Origin of the sequence: Vibrio zhugei (genome assembly GCF_003716875.1) — a bacterium.
Taxonomy (GTDB): domain Bacteria; phylum Pseudomonadota; class Gammaproteobacteria; order Enterobacterales; family Vibrionaceae; genus Vibrio; species Vibrio zhugei.
This window is the reverse complement of sequence record NZ_CP033078.1, coordinates 2,670,635-2,690,312: the sequence shown is the minus strand read 5'-3', so window position 1 is coordinate 2,690,312 and position 19,678 is coordinate 2,670,635. Positions and strand designations below refer to the sequence as shown.

The following is a 19,678-nucleotide window of genomic DNA, read 5'->3' as shown; positions in this document are numbered from 1 at the left end:
TCCTATTTATGTCAGAGATTAAGCCTCAGGAGTGTTGAGAACTCTTAAAGCCAGCAATAAGGCGGTAATACAGCGAGCTTCACTAAAATCAAGGTGGTTGAGTAGCTCTTCTGCTTGGCTTAATGGCCAGCGAACAATATCGAGTGGCTCTGGCTCATCGCCTTCTAACTTTTCTGAGTATAGATCTTCTGCAATGAAAAGTGTCATGCGACTGGAAAAATACGAAGGGGCAAGAATCACTTCTTTTAGCATGGTCAGTTGATTGGCACCAAAACCAATTTCTTCTTTCAGTTCGCGAACCGCAGCGAGTTCCGGAGTCTCTCCAGGATCGATTAACCCTTTGGGAAAACCAAGCTCGTAGTTTTCTGTGCCGGCGGCATATTCACGAACCAACAACAAATCCCCGTCTGAGGTGACGGGCACCATCATGACAGCATTACGTCCACTCGGCTTCATTCGTTCGTACGTACGTTCAACACCATTCGAAAAACATAAATCGAGTGATTCAATGGCAAAGAGTCTTGAGCGTGCCACGGTGTCTTTAGCAAGGATTTTGGGAGGATGTTTCACGGCCATAGCGGTATCCTGATCGAATTGGTATTAGCGGAATGCACAAAGCTGCGGAGAATAAAAAAGCTGATGATAACACATCAGCTTTTTTGAGCGATTTTAGAAGTAAGAGTGATCGCCACGCGCATGTTCAGTGGAGTCTTTAATCGCGCTAAGCTCTCCTGCGAACTGTTCAAGTAGCTGTTTTTCGATACCATCTTTCAACGTGATATCGACTTGAGAACACCCATTACAACCCCCACCAAATTGAATGATCGCCACGCCATCATCGGTAATTTCTAGCAAACTGATGTGGCCACCATGGCTTGCCAATTGCGGGTTGACTTGAGTTTGGATCGCATACTCCAAACGCTCAAGTAGTGGTGCATCATCAGCGACTTTACGCATTTTGGCGTTAGGCGCTTTCAATGTAAGCTGAGATCCAAGCTTGTCGGTGACGAAGTCAATGACGGCTTCTTCAAGGAAGGGCAAGCTTAACTCATCCACATACGCAGAGAATTGTTCAAACCGGATCTCAGTGTCAGAGGCTTCGACAGCTTCTGGTGGACAGTAAGAGACACCGCACTCGGCATTTTGTGTTCCTGGATTCACCACAAACACACGAATGTTAGTTCCTTCTGGCTGTTGTCCCAGTAGTTTCCCAAAGTGATTGTGGGCTTCTTCTGTAATAGTAATAATTTCTGACACGACGAATACCTGAGTAAATTTGTAGGCTATTGGTCGATATTGTACTCTTGTCTTACGCATGATCCAGTCCTTTTTCGCGCACTTTTGTCGGCGATCAAGCTTCACGGGGCTCAGGCGTCCTGCATAAGCAATAGATATCAATCTGGGTCACTCCAATGGCAGTGAGCAGGTGACACAACGGTTTTAAAGTGCTCCCCGTCGTCACGACATCGTCGACTATCGCAACATGAGAGCCTAGCGTATGAATGGGCGTGGTAAAGTGAAACGCCCCCGCCAAATTGTGTCGGCGTTGGCTTTTATGGAGACCCTTTTGCGGAATCGTGGCTCGTCGGCGATGAAATAACGACGGCCAGTATTGGACGTGTAATTCAGACGCAAGTTGTTGTGCTAATTGATCACTTTGGTTGAAACCGCGCCATAGATAGCGTCGCCAGTGCATGGGGACGGCACACAATAGCGGAGCCGGCTCAGTGATGGTGGTGGCTAATTGCTGGGCTAACGGTTGGGCGAGCCAAAATTGGCGCTGATATTTGAGCTGATGGATGTAGTGATCGAGCGGATAGCGATAGTCACCGATGCAATACAGGGCGTGCCAAGGGGGAGGCTGTTTAAGGCAACGACCACATTCACGCATCGGCGATAGGGTTGTTAATCCGCAGCGTTGACAACGAGGCTGCGGAGTGAGCGCTAACTGACAGGCCGCACACAGTGTCATGATGCTATCACTATCCAGCGATAATCCGCACAGGTCACAACATTGCGGTATTTGTCTTTTAATGTTTTTTTGCCACCAATTCGCTAACATAATCATCATGTTTATCATCCGCATCGTCATAGTATGCGTGCATATTCCTTAAATAAGGGATGAAAAAAGTTGGAGAGGTTGTGACATGTCTTCACCATTATATTGGCAAACGATTGGGGCCGGACCGGATGTAGTGCTTCTGCATGGCTGGGGAATGAATGGGGCGATTTGGCAACAAACGGCCGAACACTTAAGTGCCGACTTTCGTGTGCATATGGTCGATTTGCCCGGCTATGGATACAGCCAGGAAGTCAGTGCCAGCGGGTTATCTGCGATGGTCGACTGTTTGCTCGCTCAAGCACCGCAAAAAGCGGTGTGGATCGGGTGGTCGTTAGGTGGATTGATCGCTTCTCATTTGGCGGCGACTCATCCGCAGCGAGTCACTCAATTAATTACCGTTGCTTCGTCTCCCAAGTTTGCCGCGGAACGTCCATGGCGAGGGATTCAGCCCAAGGTGTTAGCCAGTTTTACTCAACAACTGCAAGAAGATTTTGAAAAAACCATTGAACAGTTTATGGCGTTGCAGGTGATGGGGAGCCCGTCGGCACGTGAGGATGTCAAAAGGTTAAAACACGCCATTTTATCTCGGCCCTTCCCGAATCAACAGGCTCTGCATGAGGGGCTCAATCTATTGGCTGACTGCGATTTAAGACAAGAGTTAAGCGTCATTCAACCCCCCTTTTTACGAATCTACGGGCGTTTAGATGGATTAGTGCCAGTGAAAGTGGCGCAGGATCTTGATAGTCATTTGCCCGCCAGTGCGAGTGTCATCATGACGCAATCCGCTCATGCTCCGTTTATCACTGAACCACAGCGATTTTGTCAGGAAGTGAGCGACTTTATTCGGGATTCTTAGCCCAATAGCACAAATTGACACATTATTTACCGATTGAGGCTTATTTTTTTAGCGACTTGGCCGATACAACTCATACCTCAATAGACTTAGACGCTCCAAGTTTATTGAGTTGGGCGAAACTTGGAGGATATTGCCATGGTTGTGTCACCGACCAATGTCAGTGTGCCACTGATCGCCCCGTCAGTGAATGTGCAAACAGAGCAAGTTGCACGAGATAATCGTGTTAAGGAGCCTGTGACGGCCACTGAAGAAATGGCCAGAGCAGCCGCCGAACGTAAGCTGAAAGAAGATGATAAACGTCGTCAACAATCCGCTTGGGATCCGTCTGAGCATCCGGGTTATGACCATACGCATGACGAGTCAGCGTATGAAAAGTCGGATCAAGATCCTCAGGTTAGTGACCTAGAGCGGCTGTTTGAGTTGTTATCTTTGGCGTCTTACAGTGAAAGTCAGGGGAAAGGGTATGCGATGCGTTTCCGTCTTCCTCGGCGCATTATTGATGCGGTGATCTCAGAGGGGGAAATGGCGCATAGAAGAACCGTGATTAAATTTCATTATGGTCATGCTATTGCTCCTAACACGCCTTCTGAAGTGATAGCCATCTTGTAGCAGTCTTAAGAGGTCAGCCTCCTTAGATAAAGACGGCCAATAAAAACCCCCACAGCGATGTGGGGGATTTTTTTATCACAGATTACCGTTTCGCTTTGGCAAATGCGGCCGCAAATGCGCCGCCCATCGCACCGTTGGTCTCCTCGGTTTTTTGCGAGGAACGCTTACCTTTAGGGTGTGCGGCCGGTTTATGGGAGGTTTGGCTGCGGCTTGCGCGGTTGTCCTGTCCTGGCTCATCCGATAAACGCATGGATAAACCAATACGTTTGCGCTGAATATCCACTTCCATGACTTTGACTTTGACAATGTCACCGGCCTTAACCACTTCTCGTGGATCGGACACAAAGCGATCGGTGAGCGCTGAAATATGCACTAAACCATCTTGGTGGACCCCAATATCGACAAAGGCGCCGAAATTGGCCACGTTAGAGACCACGCCTTCTAAAATCATCCCGGGCTCAAGATCAGACACTTCGGTAATGCCATCGGCAAATGTCGCCGTTTTAAATTCTGGACGAGGGTCGCGACCTGGCTTATCCAATTCTTTAATGATGTCCGTGACCGTTGGGACACCGAAGTGTTCATCGGTGTAGTCTGAGGCTTGCAAACCACGTAAGAACTCTGTATTGCCAATGAGGGTTTGAATCTGTTGCTGATTCTTCTCTGCAATGATTTTAACGACAGGGTACGCTTCAGGGTGCACGGCGGAGGCGTCGAGTGGATTCTTACCATCCATGATGCGCAGGAAGCCGGCACATTGTTCAAATGCTTTGGGACCTAAGCGTGCCACTTTCTTCAGCTCGGTTCGTGCGTTAAAACGACCGTTTTCATCGCGGTATTTGACGATGTTGTCGGCTAATGTGGTGGAGAGCCCTGCAACACGAGTCAATAGCGCGGCAGACGCGGTATTGAGATCGACCCCGACCGCATTCACACAGTCTTCTACCACCGCATCAAGGCGTTTGGATAACCAAGATTGGCTGACATCGTGTTGGTATTGACCCACACCAATAGATTTCGGGTCAATCTTCACTAGCTCAGCCAATGGATCTTGGAGGCGACGAGCGATCGAAACCGCACCACGCAATGACACATCCATATTAGGAAATTCGTTGGCAGCCAGCTCGGACGCTGAGTATACCGAGGCTCCAGCCTCGCTGACGGTGATTTTCTGCACATTCAGATGGGCACGTTTGATTAAGTCTGCGGCAAAGGCATCGGTTTCTCGTGACGCGGTGCCATTACCAATGGCAATCAAATCGACATTATGGCGTTTGATAAGCGCTGTCACCGAATGCATGGCTTTATCATATTGCTTTTGCGGCTGGTGAGGATAAATCGTATCGGTGGCCAGCACTTTCCCAGTCGCATCAACCACTGCGACTTTGCATCCGGTGCGTAATCCGGGATCTAAACCGAGTGTGGCCTTCGGCCCAGCCGGCGCCGCCATCAGCAAATCTTTTAAATTCGTGGCAAAGACATCAATCGCTTCGATTTCGGCGCGTTCTTTCATCGCGCTCATCAACTCCGTTTCCATGTGCATGGCAATCTTAATACGCCATGCCCAACTGATGACTTGCTGACGCCACCCATCTGCAGGGGCGTTGTTGAGATGAATGCGATAGTGATCGGTGATCAGTGTTTCACAGTGTGATTGGCGCACTGACTCTTCTTGACCCGGGTCGGCATTCAGGCTTAAAGATAAAAACCCTTCATTGCGACCACGCAGCATCGCGAGCGCGCGATGCGATGGCACTTTCGCGATGGCTTCATTGTGCTCGAAGTAGTCTTTAAATTTTTCGCCTGCCACTTCTTTACCGGCAATCACTCGGGAAACCAGCTCTGCGTTGCGATTGAGGTAGTGACGAATTTTTTCGAGCAGATCGGCATCTTCTGCAATACGCTCCATCATAATAGAACGTGCACCGTCCAGAGCGGCTTTGGTGTCGTCAATCTTGTGTTCAGGGTTGAGATAACGCTGTGCTTCGCTATCTGGGTCTGTGTCGGGTGTTTGCCATAACGTCAATGCGAGCGGCTCTAAGCCGGCTTCGATAGCAATTTGCCCCTTGGTTCGGCGCTTCGGCTTGTAGGGTAAGTAAAGATCTTCAAGACGCGTTTTGCTATCAGCGGTTTGAATGGCTGCGGTTAACTCTGGGGTTAACTTTCCTTGATCATCAATGGATTTTAGAATCGTCTGACGACGTTCGTCCAATTCCCGCAAATACGTTAAACGACTATCCAAGGCACGTAATTGGGTGTCATCAAGACCGCCGGTTACTTCTTTACGATAACGTGCGATAAACGGAACGGTATTTCCGTCATCAATTAAGGTTACGGCTGCATTGACTTGCTCGGTGCGAACATTCAGTTCTTGGGCAATCAACTGACAGATAGCTTTGCTCATCCGTGTCACTCTTTATTTTTTGAAATTCAGCTCTATTTATGGGGGGGATAAGCGCGATTTTCTAGAGCAGACCCGCGACTTTCTACGATTTTGTGGGCTTAGACCCAAATTTTGATGGTTTTACTAGGACTTAACCGACGTGAAATGTCGCCATCAGGCCTTGGATGTGGCTCATAACGTTATCGATCCTCGCTTGGCTAGCGCATGGTGTCGCTTCACCATCCGTTAAAGCGATATAATACCACTGGGCGTTAATCTTCGCAGAGGATGTGCAAACCGCTGAGCGTGACTTTTAATCCTCTAGGGAGCGCATTGACGATGTGCAACTGTCCACCATGCATTTCCACGACCTGCTTGACGATGGCTAAGCCAAGGCCAAACCCCTGCTTGGAGCGATCCAAGCGGACTTTTCTTTCTAGCATTGACTGGAGTGCTTGTTGGTTGACCCCATGACCTTGGTCGGTGATTGAGATCGATACGGTTTGGTTATCGCGAGTTAATCGCATGATGATTTCCCCCTCGCGATGGGTTGGACTGCCATACTTGAGCGAGTTTTCAATCAGGTTCAGTAACGCGCTTTCTAGTAAGGTTTCATCGATGTGACATTGCACTGATGCCACGGTGGTTTCAAAGGCGATCGATTGGCCTCGATTAAACACCATAGGTGCATGTTTTTGGCAGAAATGTCGGCAGAACGCAACAATATCAACGTTCGTCCAATATTCACTCGACACAGTACGGTTCTGTATTTTGGCGTAATGAAGCATTTGTTCGGTCAACCGAGTCATTAAGGCAATATTACGTTCCAATCCGTTGAGATCCTCGGTTTGCGGGGAGCGATGATACATATCAAGTTGCATTTTCATTTCAGCTAGTGGGGTTCTCAATTGATGAGAGAGATCGGAATTAAAGTTGTGGCTGATCTCGATACTTTTTTGCAGCCTTGCCATCAGGTTGTTGAGAGATTGAACCAGCGCTTCCACTTCGGGTGGGACGTTGGTATCAATGGGATTTAAGTTGGTTTCTGACCGCAAACGAATTTCTTGCTGCAGTTGATTAAGAGGCTTGAGTCCTTTACGTACAATGAACGCGACCAGGATGAGCGTACCAATGCAGGTGAATAAAGCGACCAAAATGATTTGGCGCTTTAATCCCGACAGGGTCGCATGGCGTCCGTGCTTCGATTCCGCAATCACAATAATGGCATCGCCGATGAGGGTGCGCGCCGTATACTGAGCCGCGCGTAAGGGGGTTCCAGAGTAGACGGTGTTGTAGAGTACGATGGATTGCTCTTTTGGTTTAGGGGCGAGAGGAAGCCCTTCGAACCCCGCCAGCAGATCACCATTCGGTGCAATGATGCGATAGAAAATCTTTTCACTTCTTACATCACTTAACGTATCGATGGAGAAGTAATCCATATCCAGATGTATTTTGTTATTTTTAACGACCAACTTATCATCGATTTTTTTGGTGACGGCAATCAACATATTGTCGTAAAGGCGTTCAGACTTTTCTTCCAATACCCAAGTGCTGATAAAAAAGATGAATAACGTGAGTAAGATCAGCGCACTGGCGATCGCAAAATATAAACGCTGTGACAGCGATTGCAGATTAATCACTGTTCGGCTTTCCCAGCATATACCCTAATCCTCTGACAGTCCGAATATTAAGATCGGGCATGAATTTTTTGCGTAAACGTGAAATGTAGGTCTCGATGGCGGTTTCACTGAGTTCGTCCTCAAAAGAGGAGATATGTTGCACAATTTGTGGTTTGCTCACCACGCGCTCGACATTGGCGAGCAAATATTCCAATACCGAAATCTCACGACGATGCAGCACCACATCTTGGCCATGAAACGTGATTTTTTTGCTCTCCATATCCAAGGTCAGTGGACCATGTTCGATAACGTTACTGGCTCGTGATGTCGCCCGTCGCAGTAATGCATGGACTCTCGCCACCACTTCTTCGGGCTCAAAGGGTTTACACAGGTAATCATCTGCGCCTTCATTCAGACCTAAAATCCGTTCCTCGAGCGACGCTCGCGCTGAAATGATCAAGACGGGTAGATTTCTCTTAGCCTGCCGAAAGTCACGAAGAATTTGCAGCCCGTCACAGTCTGGCAGCCCTAAGTCGAGCAGTAAGAGGTCAAACTGCTGGGTTTGGATAGCATGCAAAGCTTGTTCACCAGAATGAAACAAATCGACTGCAAACCCTTTACTTGAAAGGATTTTTTTTAAACCTTCAGCGATAACAACACTGTCTTCGACGATTAATATGCGCATGACTTACTTCAAAAATTTGATTTAAAAACGCGAGCCTGTCAGCGGTGCAAGGTTAATGACAGGGAGTATGGTTAGGGTACAAAGTGTAAACAAAAGGTTAATACAAATATAATTAAAACTAAGGAATGGTAAAATGAATATGCTTAACAAGACAATCCTACGGCTCTCAGCTGTGACAGGGCTAACACTCTCTATACTGCTCCCACATACCGCGCTAGCGGATAATTATCCCAAAAAACCAGTGAACATTGTCGTTGGTTTAGGGGTGGGTGGAAGCGCTGACCGTATGACGCGAACGATGTCGACCTATTTAGCCGAAGAGCTCGGTCAACCGGTTAAGATCATTAACAAAAAAGGGGCGGGTACACAGATTGCGGCGAACTATGTTCTGAATCGCCGTGATGATGGTTATACAATCTTTGCCTCTACGTTTGCCCCTTATCTGTCCAATACAATTTTAAAAGGTAACGCGAGTTATACCATCAATGACTTTTCTTATATTAATTTTCAATGGTTTGACTTTGAGTTGATTGCAGTAAACAAAGACAGCGCTTACCAAGATTTGCCAAGCTTATTAACGGCGATTAAGGAAAAACCCAAGTCCATTAAAGCCGCGGTTGTACAAGGTTCAGGCGGACATTTAATGGCAAAACTGTTGCTCAATAACTATGACATCCCACAAGAAAACCTGAACCTCGTGACTTTCAATAGTGGTGGTAAAGCGCGCTCTGCCGTCGCGGGCGGACAGGTGGATTTTATCATTATTAGCGCGCAGGGCAGCGAAGGGATTCGAGAGTTTATCCGACCACTTGCTGTCGTTCGCGATAAGCGCAGCGAGCGTTGGGATGTGCCGACTGTCAATGAGGCGCTTAAACCATTAGACGTTAAAGTACCGGTGTTAACTGGCTCCATGCGAGGTTTTGCGGTCACTCATGCTTTCAAGGAAAAATACCCAGAACGCTACGCCAAACTGACGCAAGCATTCGAAAATACTTTGGCTCGGCATGATGTACAAAAGCTACTGAAAAGTAATGAGATTGGTGGCGTATGGGTCGGTCCTGAGCGCTCTAAAAAATTGATGAAAGAGAATTACGAGACTTTCAACAAGTACAAGAATCTTCTCAACTAATCCTTTCCATCGCTGACTAGCGCGTCACGAGGCTAGTCAGCCATTTCAGATTTTGGAGTTCTTTATGAGATTGTTCAATCAACGATCGGCCGACGCCTGCGTGGTGATCGTCTTGGCCTTGTTTGTGGGTTGGTATTCTTGGGATGCTTACCAAGCGTCACCTGCCATTGAAAACCTGATTCTCATTGCGCCTGTCGCACTGATTGCGTTGACCTTGTGTCTTATCGAGCTGATTCGCCAAGTGATTGCGAAACCGGAAGTGGTCATCCAAGAGGATGTTGTCCCGAAGGAGGTGCATAGCATCAAATCCGAACTGCCCATCATCGGTTTGTTTACGGTGTATGTGTTGTCTCTGGAAACCATTGGATTTGATATCGCAACGGCCTTGTTTGTGGGGGTGTTCCTGTGGGTACAAAAGGAACGCCGCTTTGTATGGTTGATTGGTTATAGCATTGCGTTTGCTCTGTTGATGTCGACATTCTTCGCGCAGATGCTGCCATATCCTATGCCAATGACCTTACTTCCCACTGAATACTAGGAGAACAGAATGTTAGATTTTTCCGCAATTACTGCCGGAGCGGATTTGCTTTTCTCTTCGGTAGGACCGTGGTTGTACGTCTTCCCCGGCATTATTATTGGTTTGGTATTTGGTGCCATTCCTGGCTTACAGATCTCGATGGCGATGGCGATATTTTTGCCTGCTACTCTCTACATGAGCTTTTTAGAAGCGATGTTGTTTTTAACGGCCATTTTTACTGGTGGTTCTTTTGGGAGTGGGATCCCAGCTATTTTAATGAACATACCCGGCACATCTTCGGCGATCGCAACGGCGTTTGATGGCTATCCGATGGCAAGAAAAGGGCAACATAATAAGGCACTGGGTATCGCTCTGGGGTCTTCTTGTTTCGGTGTGCTGTTTGGCTACATTATCCTGTTCTTACTCATTCAACCGATTTCAGTGCTTGTCTTGAAATTAGGACCATCTGAAATGCTGATGGTCATTTTTTGGGGAATCACGCTGATTGCCAGTCTTAGAGGTGACGCGATGCTTAAAGGGTTGATCTCTGGCATGGTGGGGTTGCTTATCGGGACCATCGGTTTTAGTGAAGTTGGTGTGGCGAGAGGGACATTGGGCAATGAATATTTGCTCGATGGTGTGCCAGTTATCCCAGCAATGATGGGGATGTTCGCCGCTTCTGAGCTCTTCAAACTCGTTAATACCAATTATTTAGTGGCAGATGAATCGGCGCGTAAAGTGAGTATTCGAGAGATTCTTGGCGGGGTAACCCATGCGTTTAAGCATCCCAAAGTGATGTTACGCGGCAGCTTAATTGGCGTGTTTGTCGGAGCGGTGCCAGGGGTTGGCTCATCGGTTTCGAACCTGTTGTCTTACATTGAAACGAAGCGTCGCGACAAGGATCCGCAAAGTTATGGCAAAGGCAATCCCAAAGGCGTGGTGGCGGCCGAGTCGGCCAACTCAACCTCCGAAGCGGGGTCGATGGCTACGCTACTGGCCTTAGGGATTCCTGGTGGCGGGGCTACCGCTGTGATGCTCGCTGCCTTCGCGATGCATAACATTACCGGTGGGCCTCAATTCATTCGTGAACAGACGGATATCGTCTATGCCATCATTCTGGCGAACTTTGGTCAGGTGGTGTTACTCATCGCACTTGGATTGATGTTTATTCCGTTATTGGCGAATGTGGTCAAAGTTCCGATGAACATTTTGATTCCATCGGTCCTGTCGATGGCCGTGTTCGGTTCGTTCGGTTTAACCGGTAATATTGCGGGTCCTGTTGCTGTGCTCGTTTTCGCGATTGTTGGCTGGGTGTTTACTCATCTTCATTATTCCGTTCCTGCTGCGGTGATTGGCATTTTATTAGGGGGAATGGCGGAGAGTAACTTCCTGCACACCTATCAGATCAGTGGCGGGGAAATCAGCTACATTTTTGAACGTCCGATCACGTTACTGATTATCGGTTTACTGCTGCTGTCATTGTTCGGTTCGAAAGTGACGGGGATGCTGAATCGTACCGCAGTCAAAACGTCCAGTGATTCGTCGTCGTAAATGGCATTTACAACGGCTTATGCAAACGCCTTTCCTGTTGGAAGGGCGTTTTTCGTTAAGCCCGCCCGAGAAACCGAGTACAGCATGGGTGAGTGGGCTGCTTTGCCCAACGAAAAGCCATGGTGATTTCACAAAAGGTGAGCATTGATAGGGTGTTATCGATGGTTTCCTTTTATCATGACTAGAAAATACGCCATAAAAACGCTATTTTCGTCGCTTAACTATCGTGATCATCATCGTGGAGTATTGCAGTGAAAACAAAGCTGATTACGCGAGAAGGCTATCAACAGCTTAAAGAAGAGCATGATTACCTGTGGAATGAGCGTCGCCCCGAAGTCACTAAAATTGTTACTTGGGCTGCCAGCCTAGGGGATCGCTCGGAAAACGCGGATTATACGTTTAATAAGCGCCTATTACGGCAAATTGACCGCCGAGTGCGCTACTTACGCAAGTTATTACCCGAATTGACCATTGTCGACTATTCGCCGCAACAAGATGGCAAAGTGTTTTTTGGCGCTTGGGTTGAGATTGAAAACGAAGAGGGGGAAACCAAGCGTTTTCGCATTGTCGGCCCCGAAGAAATTTATGGGGATAAAAAAGAGTATATTTCGATTGATTCCCCGATGGCACGAGCGCTCTTGAAGCGAGAAGTCGATGACGATGTCGAAGTGGTGACGCCTTCAGGTAAGAAAACGTGGTTCATTAACCGTATCGAGTATCGTAGCAGTTCATCTTAGCGGTGGCGTCTCATCGCGGTGAACTGCGCCATGCATCGGCTGGCTGGTTTGGTAGGAAACAAACGTTAACAATTGTTTATTACCCTGCGGTGCGCTTGGTGATACATTGATACTCATAGAAAAAGAGATTGGCGTGAGTCAATGAGGGATATCATGCAAGAAAGTTATAAAGTTCTGGTGGTTGATGATGATGCGCGTTTGCGCTCTTTGTTAGAACGTTACCTCTCCGAACAAGGATTTCAAGTTCGTAGTGTGGCCAATGGCGAACAAATGGATCGCTTGTTAACTCGTGAAAACTTTCACCTGATGGTGTTGGATTTAATGTTACCCGGCGAAGATGGACTCTCGATATGTCGTCGGCTGCGTAACGCCAATAATATGTTGCCCATTTTGATGCTGACGGCAAAAGGGGATGAGATTGACCGCATTGTCGGATTGGAAGTGGGCGCGGATGATTATCTGCCTAAACCTTTTAATCCACGTGAATTGTTAGCTCGGATCAAAGCGGTATTGCGACGCCAAGTCATTGAAGCCCCTGGTGCACCAAGCTCGGAAGAGTCGATGGTTGAGTTCGGCGAATTTCGTCTGAATTTGGGGACTCGTGAGATGTATCGTAATGACGAGCCAATGCCGTTGACCTCGGGCGAGTTTGCGGTGTTGAAGGCGCTAGTCTTAAATGCGCGTGAACCCTTGTCGCGTGACAAGTTGATGAATATGGCGCGCGGTCGTGAGTACTCGGCAATGGAGCGTTCCATTGATGTGCAGATCTCGCGTTTACGCCGCATGTTAGAAGAAGATCCCAGCAAACCCCGCTATATTCAAACCGTGTGGGGGCTCGGCTATGTTTTCGTTCCCGACGGTAAATTAAAATAGTCAGCGATGACGAGCAGTGTATGAGCACTGCTCGTGTTTTATTCTCAGATATTAAAGAGTACTTATGCGCATTAAAATTCGCAGTACCTTCACCCAGTCCATTCTCCTTTTTCTGTCATTATTGATTGCGAGTCAGCTGTATTCCTTTTATGCGGTGTTTAACTACGCTTTAATGCCAAGTTTGCAGCAGTTTAATAAAATTCTCGGACATGAAATCAACCTGATGTTGGATGATTCGATTCGCCACAACCACATTGCTCTTGATGCGCCGCAACGCCAGCGAGTATTAGAACAGCTCGGTGTCACCATCCATTCCGATCACAGTCCGGCTGCACAAGAGTTTCAGCGTGGCGTGAGTATTGATTTGATGAGTGAGGAAATGACTCAAGATTTAGGCTCGCCCACCGAAGTGCGTATGGCGTTAGGTAAAGAAAGCTATGTTTTGTGGATTCGCATTGCCGAGCTACCTGGCCAATTGATCCGCATTCCGTTATCTGAGCTGCAAGAAAAAGATTTTGCGCCGTTATTTAGAAACAGCATCATTATGGCCTTTTTGATTGTGGCGGGAGGGTGGTTATTCATTCGTTTACAAAATCGACCGTTATTGGCGTTGGAAAAAGCGGCCAAGCGAGTAGGACAGGGCGAATTTCCAGCGGCATTACCCGAAAAAGGAGCCACTGAAATTCGTTCGGTGACGCGCTCTTTTAATCAAATGTCGCGAGGCATTCAAGCATTAGAAGAAGACCGTGCATTGCTGATGGCCGGCATTAGTCATGACTTAAGAACGCCATTAACACGAATTCGTTTAGCGACCGAAATGATGTCACCCGAAGACAGTTATCTTGCGGAAGGCATCATCAGCGATACGGAAGAATGCAATGAAATCATCAGTCAGTTCATGGATTATTTGAAACCGATGAATGTGGATGCCTTTGAAGCGGTCGATCTCAATGAGATTGCCAGTGACATTGCGACAGCAGAAGCCTTTGCGGGAGAAAATAAGGTCGAATGGTCTCTCAACGATGCCATATTGCCTGCACGGGGTAACCCGATCGGTATTAAGCGCGCGGTCACCAATTTGGTGGTTAATGCTTATCGCTATGGTAATGGCTGGGTGCGATTATCATCGGGTATGACTGCCGATTGTAAAATGGTGTGGTTGACGGTCGAGGATGATGGTCCGGGAATTCCCGCAGACCAAGTGGCGACCTTGTTTGAACCGTTTACACGTGGTGACCGAGCGCGAGGCAGCGAAGGTACCGGGTTAGGCTTGGCGATTGTCAAACGGATTGTGACGCAGCATCAAGGGCGAGTTGCCATGACCAACCGCAGCACTGGCGGACTGAAAGTACAACTGAGTTTTCCCGTTGCGACAAAAACGGGAAGCTGAGCTTCCCGTGATGGCGTGAGACGAAAGTGCGCTTACGCCTCTTCTTCATGATGATGGACAGGTAAAATCAGGTTCATCACGATGGCTGTGATCCCACCGGCTGCAATGCCTGTAGAGAATAAGTTTTTCACAAATTCTGGCATAAATTGCAGAATTTCGGGTTTTTGAGCAATGCCTAATCCCATGGAAAAAGACAGAGCCATAATCAATACCGCACGGCGATCCAACTCAACACGAGAAATAATGCGGACTCCAGCCGCCGCAATCGTACCGAACATGACGATGGTTGCCCCGCCTAATACGGGTTCTGGGATCATTTGGACAAAGTTCGCGACGCCAGGGAAAAGCCCCAGTAACACCAACATAGCGGCAATAAAGTACCCCACATAACGACTGGCGACTCCCGTCAGCATGATAATGCCATTATTCTGGCTGAACGTTGAGTTGGGGAAGCTGTTCAGACAAGCGGCTAAGGCCGAGTTGATGCCATCGGCTAATACGCCGCCTTTAATTCTTTTGAGGTAAAGGGGACCTTTCACTGGTTCACCGGAGACTTCAGACGTCGCGGTAATATCCCCAATTGCTTCAAGGGCGGTAATCAAGAAGATCAATACCAAAGGAATGAACAGTGACCAATCGAAGCTCAAGCCAAATTGCATCGGAATCGGCAAGGCGATCCAATGACTTTTTGAGGTCGTCGAGGTCTCTACCATGCCCATCATGTACGCCATGACATAACCGACCAGCATGGCGATGACAATTGAAGATACTCGGATATAGGGGTTACGAGAGCGGTTTAAGAGGACAATTAACCCCAATACTACTCCTGCTAGAGCCAGATTCGATAGACTACCAAAGGTATGCTGGCTCATGGCAGAGTACCCCCCACCCATCGAAACCAATCCTACTTGAATGAGGGTCAGACCAATCAAGGTCACCACGATGCCAGAGACCAGCGGCGTGATGATTTTTTGTGCGTATTGCAAGACGCGCGAAAGCAAAATTTCAGCCAGTGAGGCGACCAAAATGGTGCCAAAGATGGCAGACATCATGGTGGGCACATCCGCGCCTCCGGCTTTTAATGACATGCCGGCACCAATGATCGGGCCTAGAAAGTTAAAGCTGGTCCCTTGAATGGAAAGTAGCCCTGAACCGATGGGACCAATGGTGCGAATTTGGATGAATGACGACACGCCCGATGCGAATAACGACATACTGATGATGACATTGGTTTGCTCTGCCGGAACGCCGAGCGACTGACAAATGATCAGCGATGGGGTAATGACTGCCACAAACATGGCCAATAAATGCTGAAGCGCAGCAAAGAGCGTTTGTGGAAGTGGCGGCTTATCATTCAATTGATAGACCAACTCAGTTTTTCGTGGCGTGGTATTCGTTGTTGTCATGTTCTGTGTGTCCTACCGGTCATAGTGATCACTTTGTCGACGCTGAATGGGTAAACAAAGTCGAGCAGACACAGTCTCTGTGATTGCTGTTAGTCAGAGTCTGCTCAGGATTGGTTTTTGGCGAAGTCGCAACCAAATAAGGGCGAGATTATAGAGGCTTTACACGGAAAAGCAATCGTTTGCTAATCAGAGGTAACGTTGGCGTGAACTCAGAGGGGGCGTCTGCATGAGAACTCGCCATGCCGTTCTGTCATGACGAGTAGTCGTTTGAGGAATTAATCGAGGCGATAATGGCTGTTGGCGGTTTGTTTGACCGAACCGGTTAACGATACGGCTGGAAAAAGTAAGGCTCGCACATACAGACAATAGCTCAGGAGTGCGAGTGCCGCTAACAGGCCGACAACAATGCCCCATGACCATGAGATGGCATGTTGTTGCATGGTGATGATGGTCATCACAATAAAGAGAAAGCCAAAGGTTAAAAAGTTCGTAAACGCATGCAGGCGTAGCCGCCACATTCCAATGCCATTAATGACGGGAAAGAGTAGACCAATACAGGCGGTAAAAAACCACTCAAGAGGGCCGCGTTGTTGTTGAATGTCGGTGACAAAGTAATGAGCTAACCACATCATTGGAATGGTTAACAGGAACACTAAGCCAATCAGGTTGCGGTGCGCTAGGCGATGCTGAGCAGCACGTTCAGGAGACACCACCGAGGCGATCATCAAGGCTAAGCGATGTTCTTTATCGACACGGGAGCGCAGATGGGCAAAAATCGCCTCTTTACTCTCTCCTTGAGCCATGCGTTGTTTGATCTCATTAATCAGTGTAGGCGTATTCATAGCATCCTTAATTGGTCATTATACGTGGTTGTGTACGTCATGTTATCTCCACCTCGGGTAAGCATTGGTTAACAATCATAATCATAAAAGAGGGGATCAAGCATGCGAATAATGTTCTCGACTGCCAAGCCAACGGTCGATAATCGCTTGGGCATTCGTTGGGTAGTGATCGTGAAGATAACGCGCAATTCGTTGCACTTCTGGAATGAGCGATTGATCTCTGAGTAAATCGGCGATTTTAAAATCCGCAATCCCAGTTTGTTTCGTGCCCAGCAGTTCTCCGGGGCCGCGAATATCCAAATCGCGCTGCGCAATGACAAAACCATCATTACTTTCGCGTAAGACACCCAGCCGTTTTTGCGCGGTTTTAGACAGGGGTGCATGATAGAGCAAGACACAATGACTGGCGACGGAGCCTCGGCCGACTCGGCCACGTAATTGGTGTAACTGCGCCAGCCCTAAGCGTTCTGGGTTTTCAATGATCATTAAGCTGGCATTGGGCACATCCACACCGACTTCAATCACAGTGGTGGCCACCAATAAATTGAGTTCGTTGTCTTTAAACGCTTTCATGACGGCTTGCTTGTCTGAGGCTTTCATCCGTCCATGTACAAGACCTATTTTCACATCTGGCAGTGCGGTTTGCAGTTCTTCGGCGATGTCGGCGGCGGCTTGAGCTTCTAATACTTCCGATTCATCGATTAATGTACACACCCAATACGCTTGTTTGCCTTCGGTAAGGCAGGCATGCCTGACGCGTTCAATAATCGTATCGCGCTTGGTATCCGGAATCGCCACCGTTTGTATCGGAGTACGCCCAGGTGGCAGCTCGTCAATGATGGAGGTTTCGAGATCGGCATAGGCGGTCATTGCCAGTGTTCGAGGGATCGGGGTGGCCGTCATAATTAATTGATGAGGAAAAGCCCCTTGTTGAACGCCTTTCTCACGTAGCTCTAAACGCTGGTGGACACCAAAGCGATGTTGTTCATCGATAATGACTAATGCGAGATTATGGAATGTCACATGTTGTTGAAATAGCGCGTGCGTCCCCACTACCATCTGCGCTTCACCACTGGCAATACGTGCTAATTCACTTTCTCTGGCTTTGCCTTTTAACTTTCCCGCTAACCAACCAACTTGGATATTCATCGACTCAAACCAGCCCGCGAAGTTGATGGCATGTTGTTCGGCGAGTAATTCCGTGGGCGCCATGAGAGCCACTTGGTAGCCACTCGCAATGGCATGAACGGCGGCTAAAGCGGCCACAAGAGTCTTGCCCGATCCCACATCTCCTTGGACTAAACGCATCATTGGGTAGGGTTGGCTTAAATCCGCTTCAATCTCTTTGACTACGCGATCTTGCGCGTTCGTTGGGGTAAAGGGCAGTTGATTTAATAGGTCCGTTTTCCATTCAACCGACGTTGCAATCGGTAAGGCTTTATCTTGTTGGCCTTGGCTACGCACAGCCAGCATGGATAGATTCTGAGCCAGTAATTCTTCCATAATCAGGCGAATTTGCGCCGGATGGCGACCGTCATCAAACAAAGAGAGATCGATATCTGTCGATGGACGATGAATGATATGCAGTGCTTCTCCCATCGTCATTTGATGATCATAGAGACCCGCTGGCAATAATTCTTGAACGGCGGCCTTATCCAATAGCGCTAAGGCTTGATCGGTCAGGTTACGTAGAGTGTTTTGTCTTAAACCATCAGTGGTTGGATAGACGGGTGTCAGGTTGGGTTCGACATCGGGTTGGGTGGCTGGTGTGAAAAATTTATACTCAGGGTGCACAATTTCAAGGCCATATTGCCCGCGCTTTATTTCGCCATAGGCGTACACCAATCGCCCTTCGGTAAAGGTGTTTTTCATGCCTGCGGTAAAGTTGAAAAAGCGTAGTGTGATTGAGCCATTGCCATCACTGAGGCGAACTGCCAACATTTTACGCCGCCCAAAGACGGTATCCACGCTCATCACCTTACCTTGTACCGCAACCCAAATACCGGGGTGAAGTTTGTTGATCGGGTAGATTCTGGTTCTATCTTCGTAACGTAGCGGCAGATGAAATAGCAGATCTTGTACCGTGACTAAGCCGACTTTTTCTAGTTTTTCAGCCACTTTGGCGCCGACACCAGATAAAGAGGTTAGAGGAACAGCAGAAAGCAATTGAGACATAAGGTTGAGCTCTTTACGCACTATACTGCCATTTATTCAAACACTAGACTGTATTTTTGTACAGGGAAAAACCGGACTAATTGCGAGAAATAGCACAGTTATGCGTCTTTTTTCGGCATTGGTGTTGGAGTTAAGCGCGTTGCATTTCTGCCCACCAAGCAGGATCGGCGACAATCTGTCCTTGGTCATCCAATTTGGGGTAGGCCAATCCTTTCCGTTTGGCGACTTTCGCTAATACGGGGTGACCGCGCTCAAAGAGAATACGCTGAATGGTCTCGGGGGGCAGCGGACTGTGTGTCCGTTGATACATTCCCGCTAACTGACGTTGGCGCTGCGCTTCATATAAAATGAGGGCGCTGGCAACGGATACGTTCAGCGATTGCACCATCCCGACCATAGGAATCACGATGTCTTGATCGGCAAGCGCGAGTGCTTCTGGGGTGATGCCGGTTTTTTCGCTGCCGAGAATGATCGCGGTGGGTTGGGTATAATCAACGTCGCGAAAATCGACCGCGGTGTCGGACAGGTGGGTAACGAGTACCTGCATCCCTTGGCTTTTTATTTCAGTCAGCGCCTCTTGAATGGTGTCGTGAGTGTCGACTTCGACCCAGTTACGAGCGCCTGCCGAGGTATGTGCCAGTGTTTTCATTTGTTTATTAGGCCACACAGCATGAATGCGGTGTAATCCAGTGGCATCAGCGCTGCGAATGATCGCCGAAACGTTATTCGGCTTATGCACTTCTTCTAAACACAGGGTTAGATCGGGTTGGCGTGCGCGCAGCACAGTTTGAATTCGGGCGTAACGTTCTGGGTTCATAACACTGGCGTTCCTGATGGAGCGTTC

Annotated in this window: 17 protein-coding genes and 1 pseudogene; 8 read left to right on the top strand and 10 right to left on the bottom strand. The window is 48.2% G+C overall.

All coding sequences use genetic code 11. The features are described 5' to 3' along the window. Window positions 1–18 precede the first annotated feature (18 nt). The 3 genes from nudE to EAE30_RS17630 form a co-directional block, all read right to left on the bottom strand. Window positions 19–576: an ADP compounds hydrolase NudE gene (nudE, locus tag EAE30_RS17640; RefSeq protein ID WP_123017096.1), complete on the bottom strand. Its 558-nt coding sequence runs from the start codon at window positions 574–576 to the stop codon at window positions 19–21. A 93-nt stretch (window positions 577–669) separates the two neighbouring features. Beyond that, a complete protein-coding gene (nfuA, locus tag EAE30_RS17635) occupies window positions 670–1,257 on the bottom strand; it encodes a Fe-S biogenesis protein NfuA (protein ID WP_164711905.1) in 588 nt (195 codons plus the stop codon). A 94-nt stretch (window positions 1,258–1,351) separates the two neighbouring features. Continuing rightward, entirely contained in the window at window positions 1,352–2,071 is a 720-nt protein-coding gene (locus EAE30_RS17630; RefSeq protein WP_241967693.1) for a ComF family protein, read from the bottom strand. Between the two features lie 76 nt (window positions 2,072–2,147). Between EAE30_RS17630 and bioH the strand changes: the two genes are divergently transcribed. Next, a complete protein-coding gene (bioH, locus tag EAE30_RS17625) occupies window positions 2,148–2,918 on the top strand; it encodes a pimeloyl-ACP methyl ester esterase BioH (RefSeq protein ID WP_123017094.1) in 771 nt (256 codons plus the stop codon). Between the two features lie 135 nt (window positions 2,919–3,053). Further along, the gene (locus EAE30_RS17620) at window positions 3,054–3,527 is read left to right on the top strand and encodes an ATP-dependent Lon protease (RefSeq protein WP_123017093.1); all 474 of its coding nucleotides are present in this window, start codon (window positions 3,054–3,056) and stop codon (window positions 3,525–3,527) included. Between the two features lie 201 nt (window positions 3,528–3,728). Here the strand turns inward: EAE30_RS17620 and EAE30_RS17615 are convergent. The 3 genes and pseudogenes from EAE30_RS17615 to EAE30_RS17605 form a co-directional block, all read right to left on the bottom strand. Next, window positions 3,729–5,931, bottom strand: a pseudogene (locus tag EAE30_RS17615) (Tex family protein); the annotation flags it as partial. 251 nt (window positions 5,932–6,182) lie between these two features. Further along, window positions 6,183–7,550 (bottom strand): sensor histidine kinase, encoded by a 1,368-nt coding sequence (locus tag EAE30_RS17610; RefSeq protein WP_123017091.1) that lies wholly within the window; start codon window positions 7,548–7,550, stop codon window positions 6,183–6,185. Then, a complete protein-coding gene (locus EAE30_RS17605) occupies window positions 7,543–8,214 on the bottom strand; it encodes a response regulator transcription factor (protein WP_123017090.1) in 672 nt (223 codons plus the stop codon). The genes EAE30_RS17610 and EAE30_RS17605 overlap by 8 nt, the downstream gene beginning before the upstream one ends. 133 nt (window positions 8,215–8,347) lie before the next feature. On the opposite strand from EAE30_RS17605, the gene EAE30_RS17600 reads away from it, so the two are divergent. The 6 genes from EAE30_RS17600 (at window position 8,348) to envZ (ending at window position 14,411) form a co-directional block, all read left to right on the top strand. Continuing rightward, entirely contained in the window at window positions 8,348–9,343 is a 996-nt protein-coding gene (locus EAE30_RS17600; RefSeq protein WP_123017089.1) for a Bug family tripartite tricarboxylate transporter substrate binding protein, read from the top strand. Window positions 9,344–9,407: 64 nt separating this feature from the next. After that, the gene (locus EAE30_RS17595; protein ID WP_123017088.1) at window positions 9,408–9,881 is read left to right on the top strand and encodes a tripartite tricarboxylate transporter TctB family protein; all 474 of its coding nucleotides are present in this window, start codon (window positions 9,408–9,410) and stop codon (window positions 9,879–9,881) included. A 9-nt stretch (window positions 9,882–9,890) separates the two neighbouring features. Next, on the top strand, window positions 9,891–11,411 hold the full coding sequence (locus EAE30_RS17590; protein WP_123017087.1) for a tripartite tricarboxylate transporter permease: 1,521 nt from the start codon (window positions 9,891–9,893) through the stop codon (window positions 11,409–11,411). Between the two features lie 251 nt (window positions 11,412–11,662). Continuing rightward, a complete protein-coding gene (gene greB, locus EAE30_RS17585; protein WP_123017086.1) occupies window positions 11,663–12,148 on the top strand; it encodes a transcription elongation factor GreB in 486 nt (161 codons plus the stop codon). Window positions 12,149–12,301: 153 nt separating this feature from the next. Next, window positions 12,302–13,021, top strand: coding sequence for an osmolarity response regulator transcription factor OmpR (gene ompR / locus EAE30_RS17580; RefSeq protein WP_123017085.1), 720 nt, complete (start codon window positions 12,302–12,304; stop codon window positions 13,019–13,021). A gap of 70 nt (window positions 13,022–13,091) precedes the next feature. Continuing rightward, window positions 13,092–14,411: a two-component system sensor histidine kinase EnvZ gene (gene envZ / locus EAE30_RS17575; RefSeq protein ID WP_123017411.1), complete on the top strand. Its 1,320-nt coding sequence runs from the start codon at window positions 13,092–13,094 to the stop codon at window positions 14,409–14,411. Window positions 14,412–14,443: 32 nt separating this feature from the next. On the opposite strand, the gene EAE30_RS17570 is transcribed toward envZ, so the two are convergent. The 4 genes from EAE30_RS17570 to trmH all read right to left on the bottom strand — a co-directional run bounded on the left by EAE30_RS17570 (window position 14,444) and on the right by trmH (window position 19,651). Further along, on the bottom strand, window positions 14,444–15,817 hold the full coding sequence (locus EAE30_RS17570) for a uracil-xanthine permease family protein (RefSeq protein WP_123017084.1): 1,374 nt from the start codon (window positions 15,815–15,817) through the stop codon (window positions 14,444–14,446). Window positions 15,818–16,092: 275 nt separating this feature from the next. Next, window positions 16,093–16,659, bottom strand: coding sequence for a hypothetical protein (locus EAE30_RS17565; RefSeq protein WP_123017083.1), 567 nt, complete (start codon window positions 16,657–16,659; stop codon window positions 16,093–16,095). Window positions 16,660–16,755: 96 nt separating this feature from the next. Beyond that, window positions 16,756–18,834: an ATP-dependent DNA helicase RecG gene (gene recG / locus EAE30_RS17560; protein WP_123017082.1), complete on the bottom strand. Its 2,079-nt coding sequence runs from the start codon at window positions 18,832–18,834 to the stop codon at window positions 16,756–16,758. Between the two features lie 130 nt (window positions 18,835–18,964). Further along, window positions 18,965–19,651: a tRNA (guanosine(18)-2'-O)-methyltransferase TrmH gene (gene trmH / locus EAE30_RS17555; RefSeq protein WP_123017081.1), complete on the bottom strand. Its 687-nt coding sequence runs from the start codon at window positions 19,649–19,651 to the stop codon at window positions 18,965–18,967. Between the last annotated feature and the right edge of the window lie 27 nt (window positions 19,652–19,678).

Bases quoted from the DNA above. Each gene is read 5' to 3' on its own strand.
- nudE (WP_123017096.1), bottom strand. From the start codon at position 576: ATGGCCGTGAAACATCCTCCCAAAATCCTTGCTAAAGACACCGTGGCA.
- EAE30_RS17630 (WP_241967693.1), bottom strand. From the start codon at position 2,071: ATGATGATTATGTTAGCGAATTGGTGGCAAAAAAACATTAAAAGACAA.
- bioH (WP_123017094.1), top strand. From the start codon at position 2,148: ATGTCTTCACCATTATATTGGCAAACGATTGGGGCCGGACCGGATGTA.
- EAE30_RS17620 (WP_123017093.1), top strand. From the start codon at position 3,054: ATGGTTGTGTCACCGACCAATGTCAGTGTGCCACTGATCGCCCCGTCA.
- EAE30_RS17605 (WP_123017090.1), bottom strand. From the start codon at position 8,214: ATGCGCATATTAATCGTCGAAGACAGTGTTGTTATCGCTGAAGGTTTA.
- EAE30_RS17600 (WP_123017089.1), top strand. From the start codon at position 8,348: ATGAATATGCTTAACAAGACAATCCTACGGCTCTCAGCTGTGACAGGG.
- EAE30_RS17595 (WP_123017088.1), top strand. From the start codon at position 9,408: ATGAGATTGTTCAATCAACGATCGGCCGACGCCTGCGTGGTGATCGTC.
- EAE30_RS17590 (WP_123017087.1), top strand. From the start codon at position 9,891: ATGTTAGATTTTTCCGCAATTACTGCCGGAGCGGATTTGCTTTTCTCT.
- ompR (WP_123017085.1), top strand. From the start codon at position 12,302: ATGCAAGAAAGTTATAAAGTTCTGGTGGTTGATGATGATGCGCGTTTG.
- EAE30_RS17570 (WP_123017084.1), bottom strand. From the start codon at position 15,817: ATGACAACAACGAATACCACGCCACGAAAAACTGAGTTGGTCTATCAA.
- EAE30_RS17565 (WP_123017083.1), bottom strand. From the start codon at position 16,659: ATGAATACGCCTACACTGATTAATGAGATCAAACAACGCATGGCTCAA.
- recG (WP_123017082.1), bottom strand. From the start codon at position 18,834: ATGTCTCAATTGCTTTCTGCTGTTCCTCTAACCTCTTTATCTGGTGTC.
- trmH (WP_123017081.1), bottom strand. From the start codon at position 19,651: ATGAACCCAGAACGTTACGCCCGAATTCAAACTGTGCTGCGCGCACGC.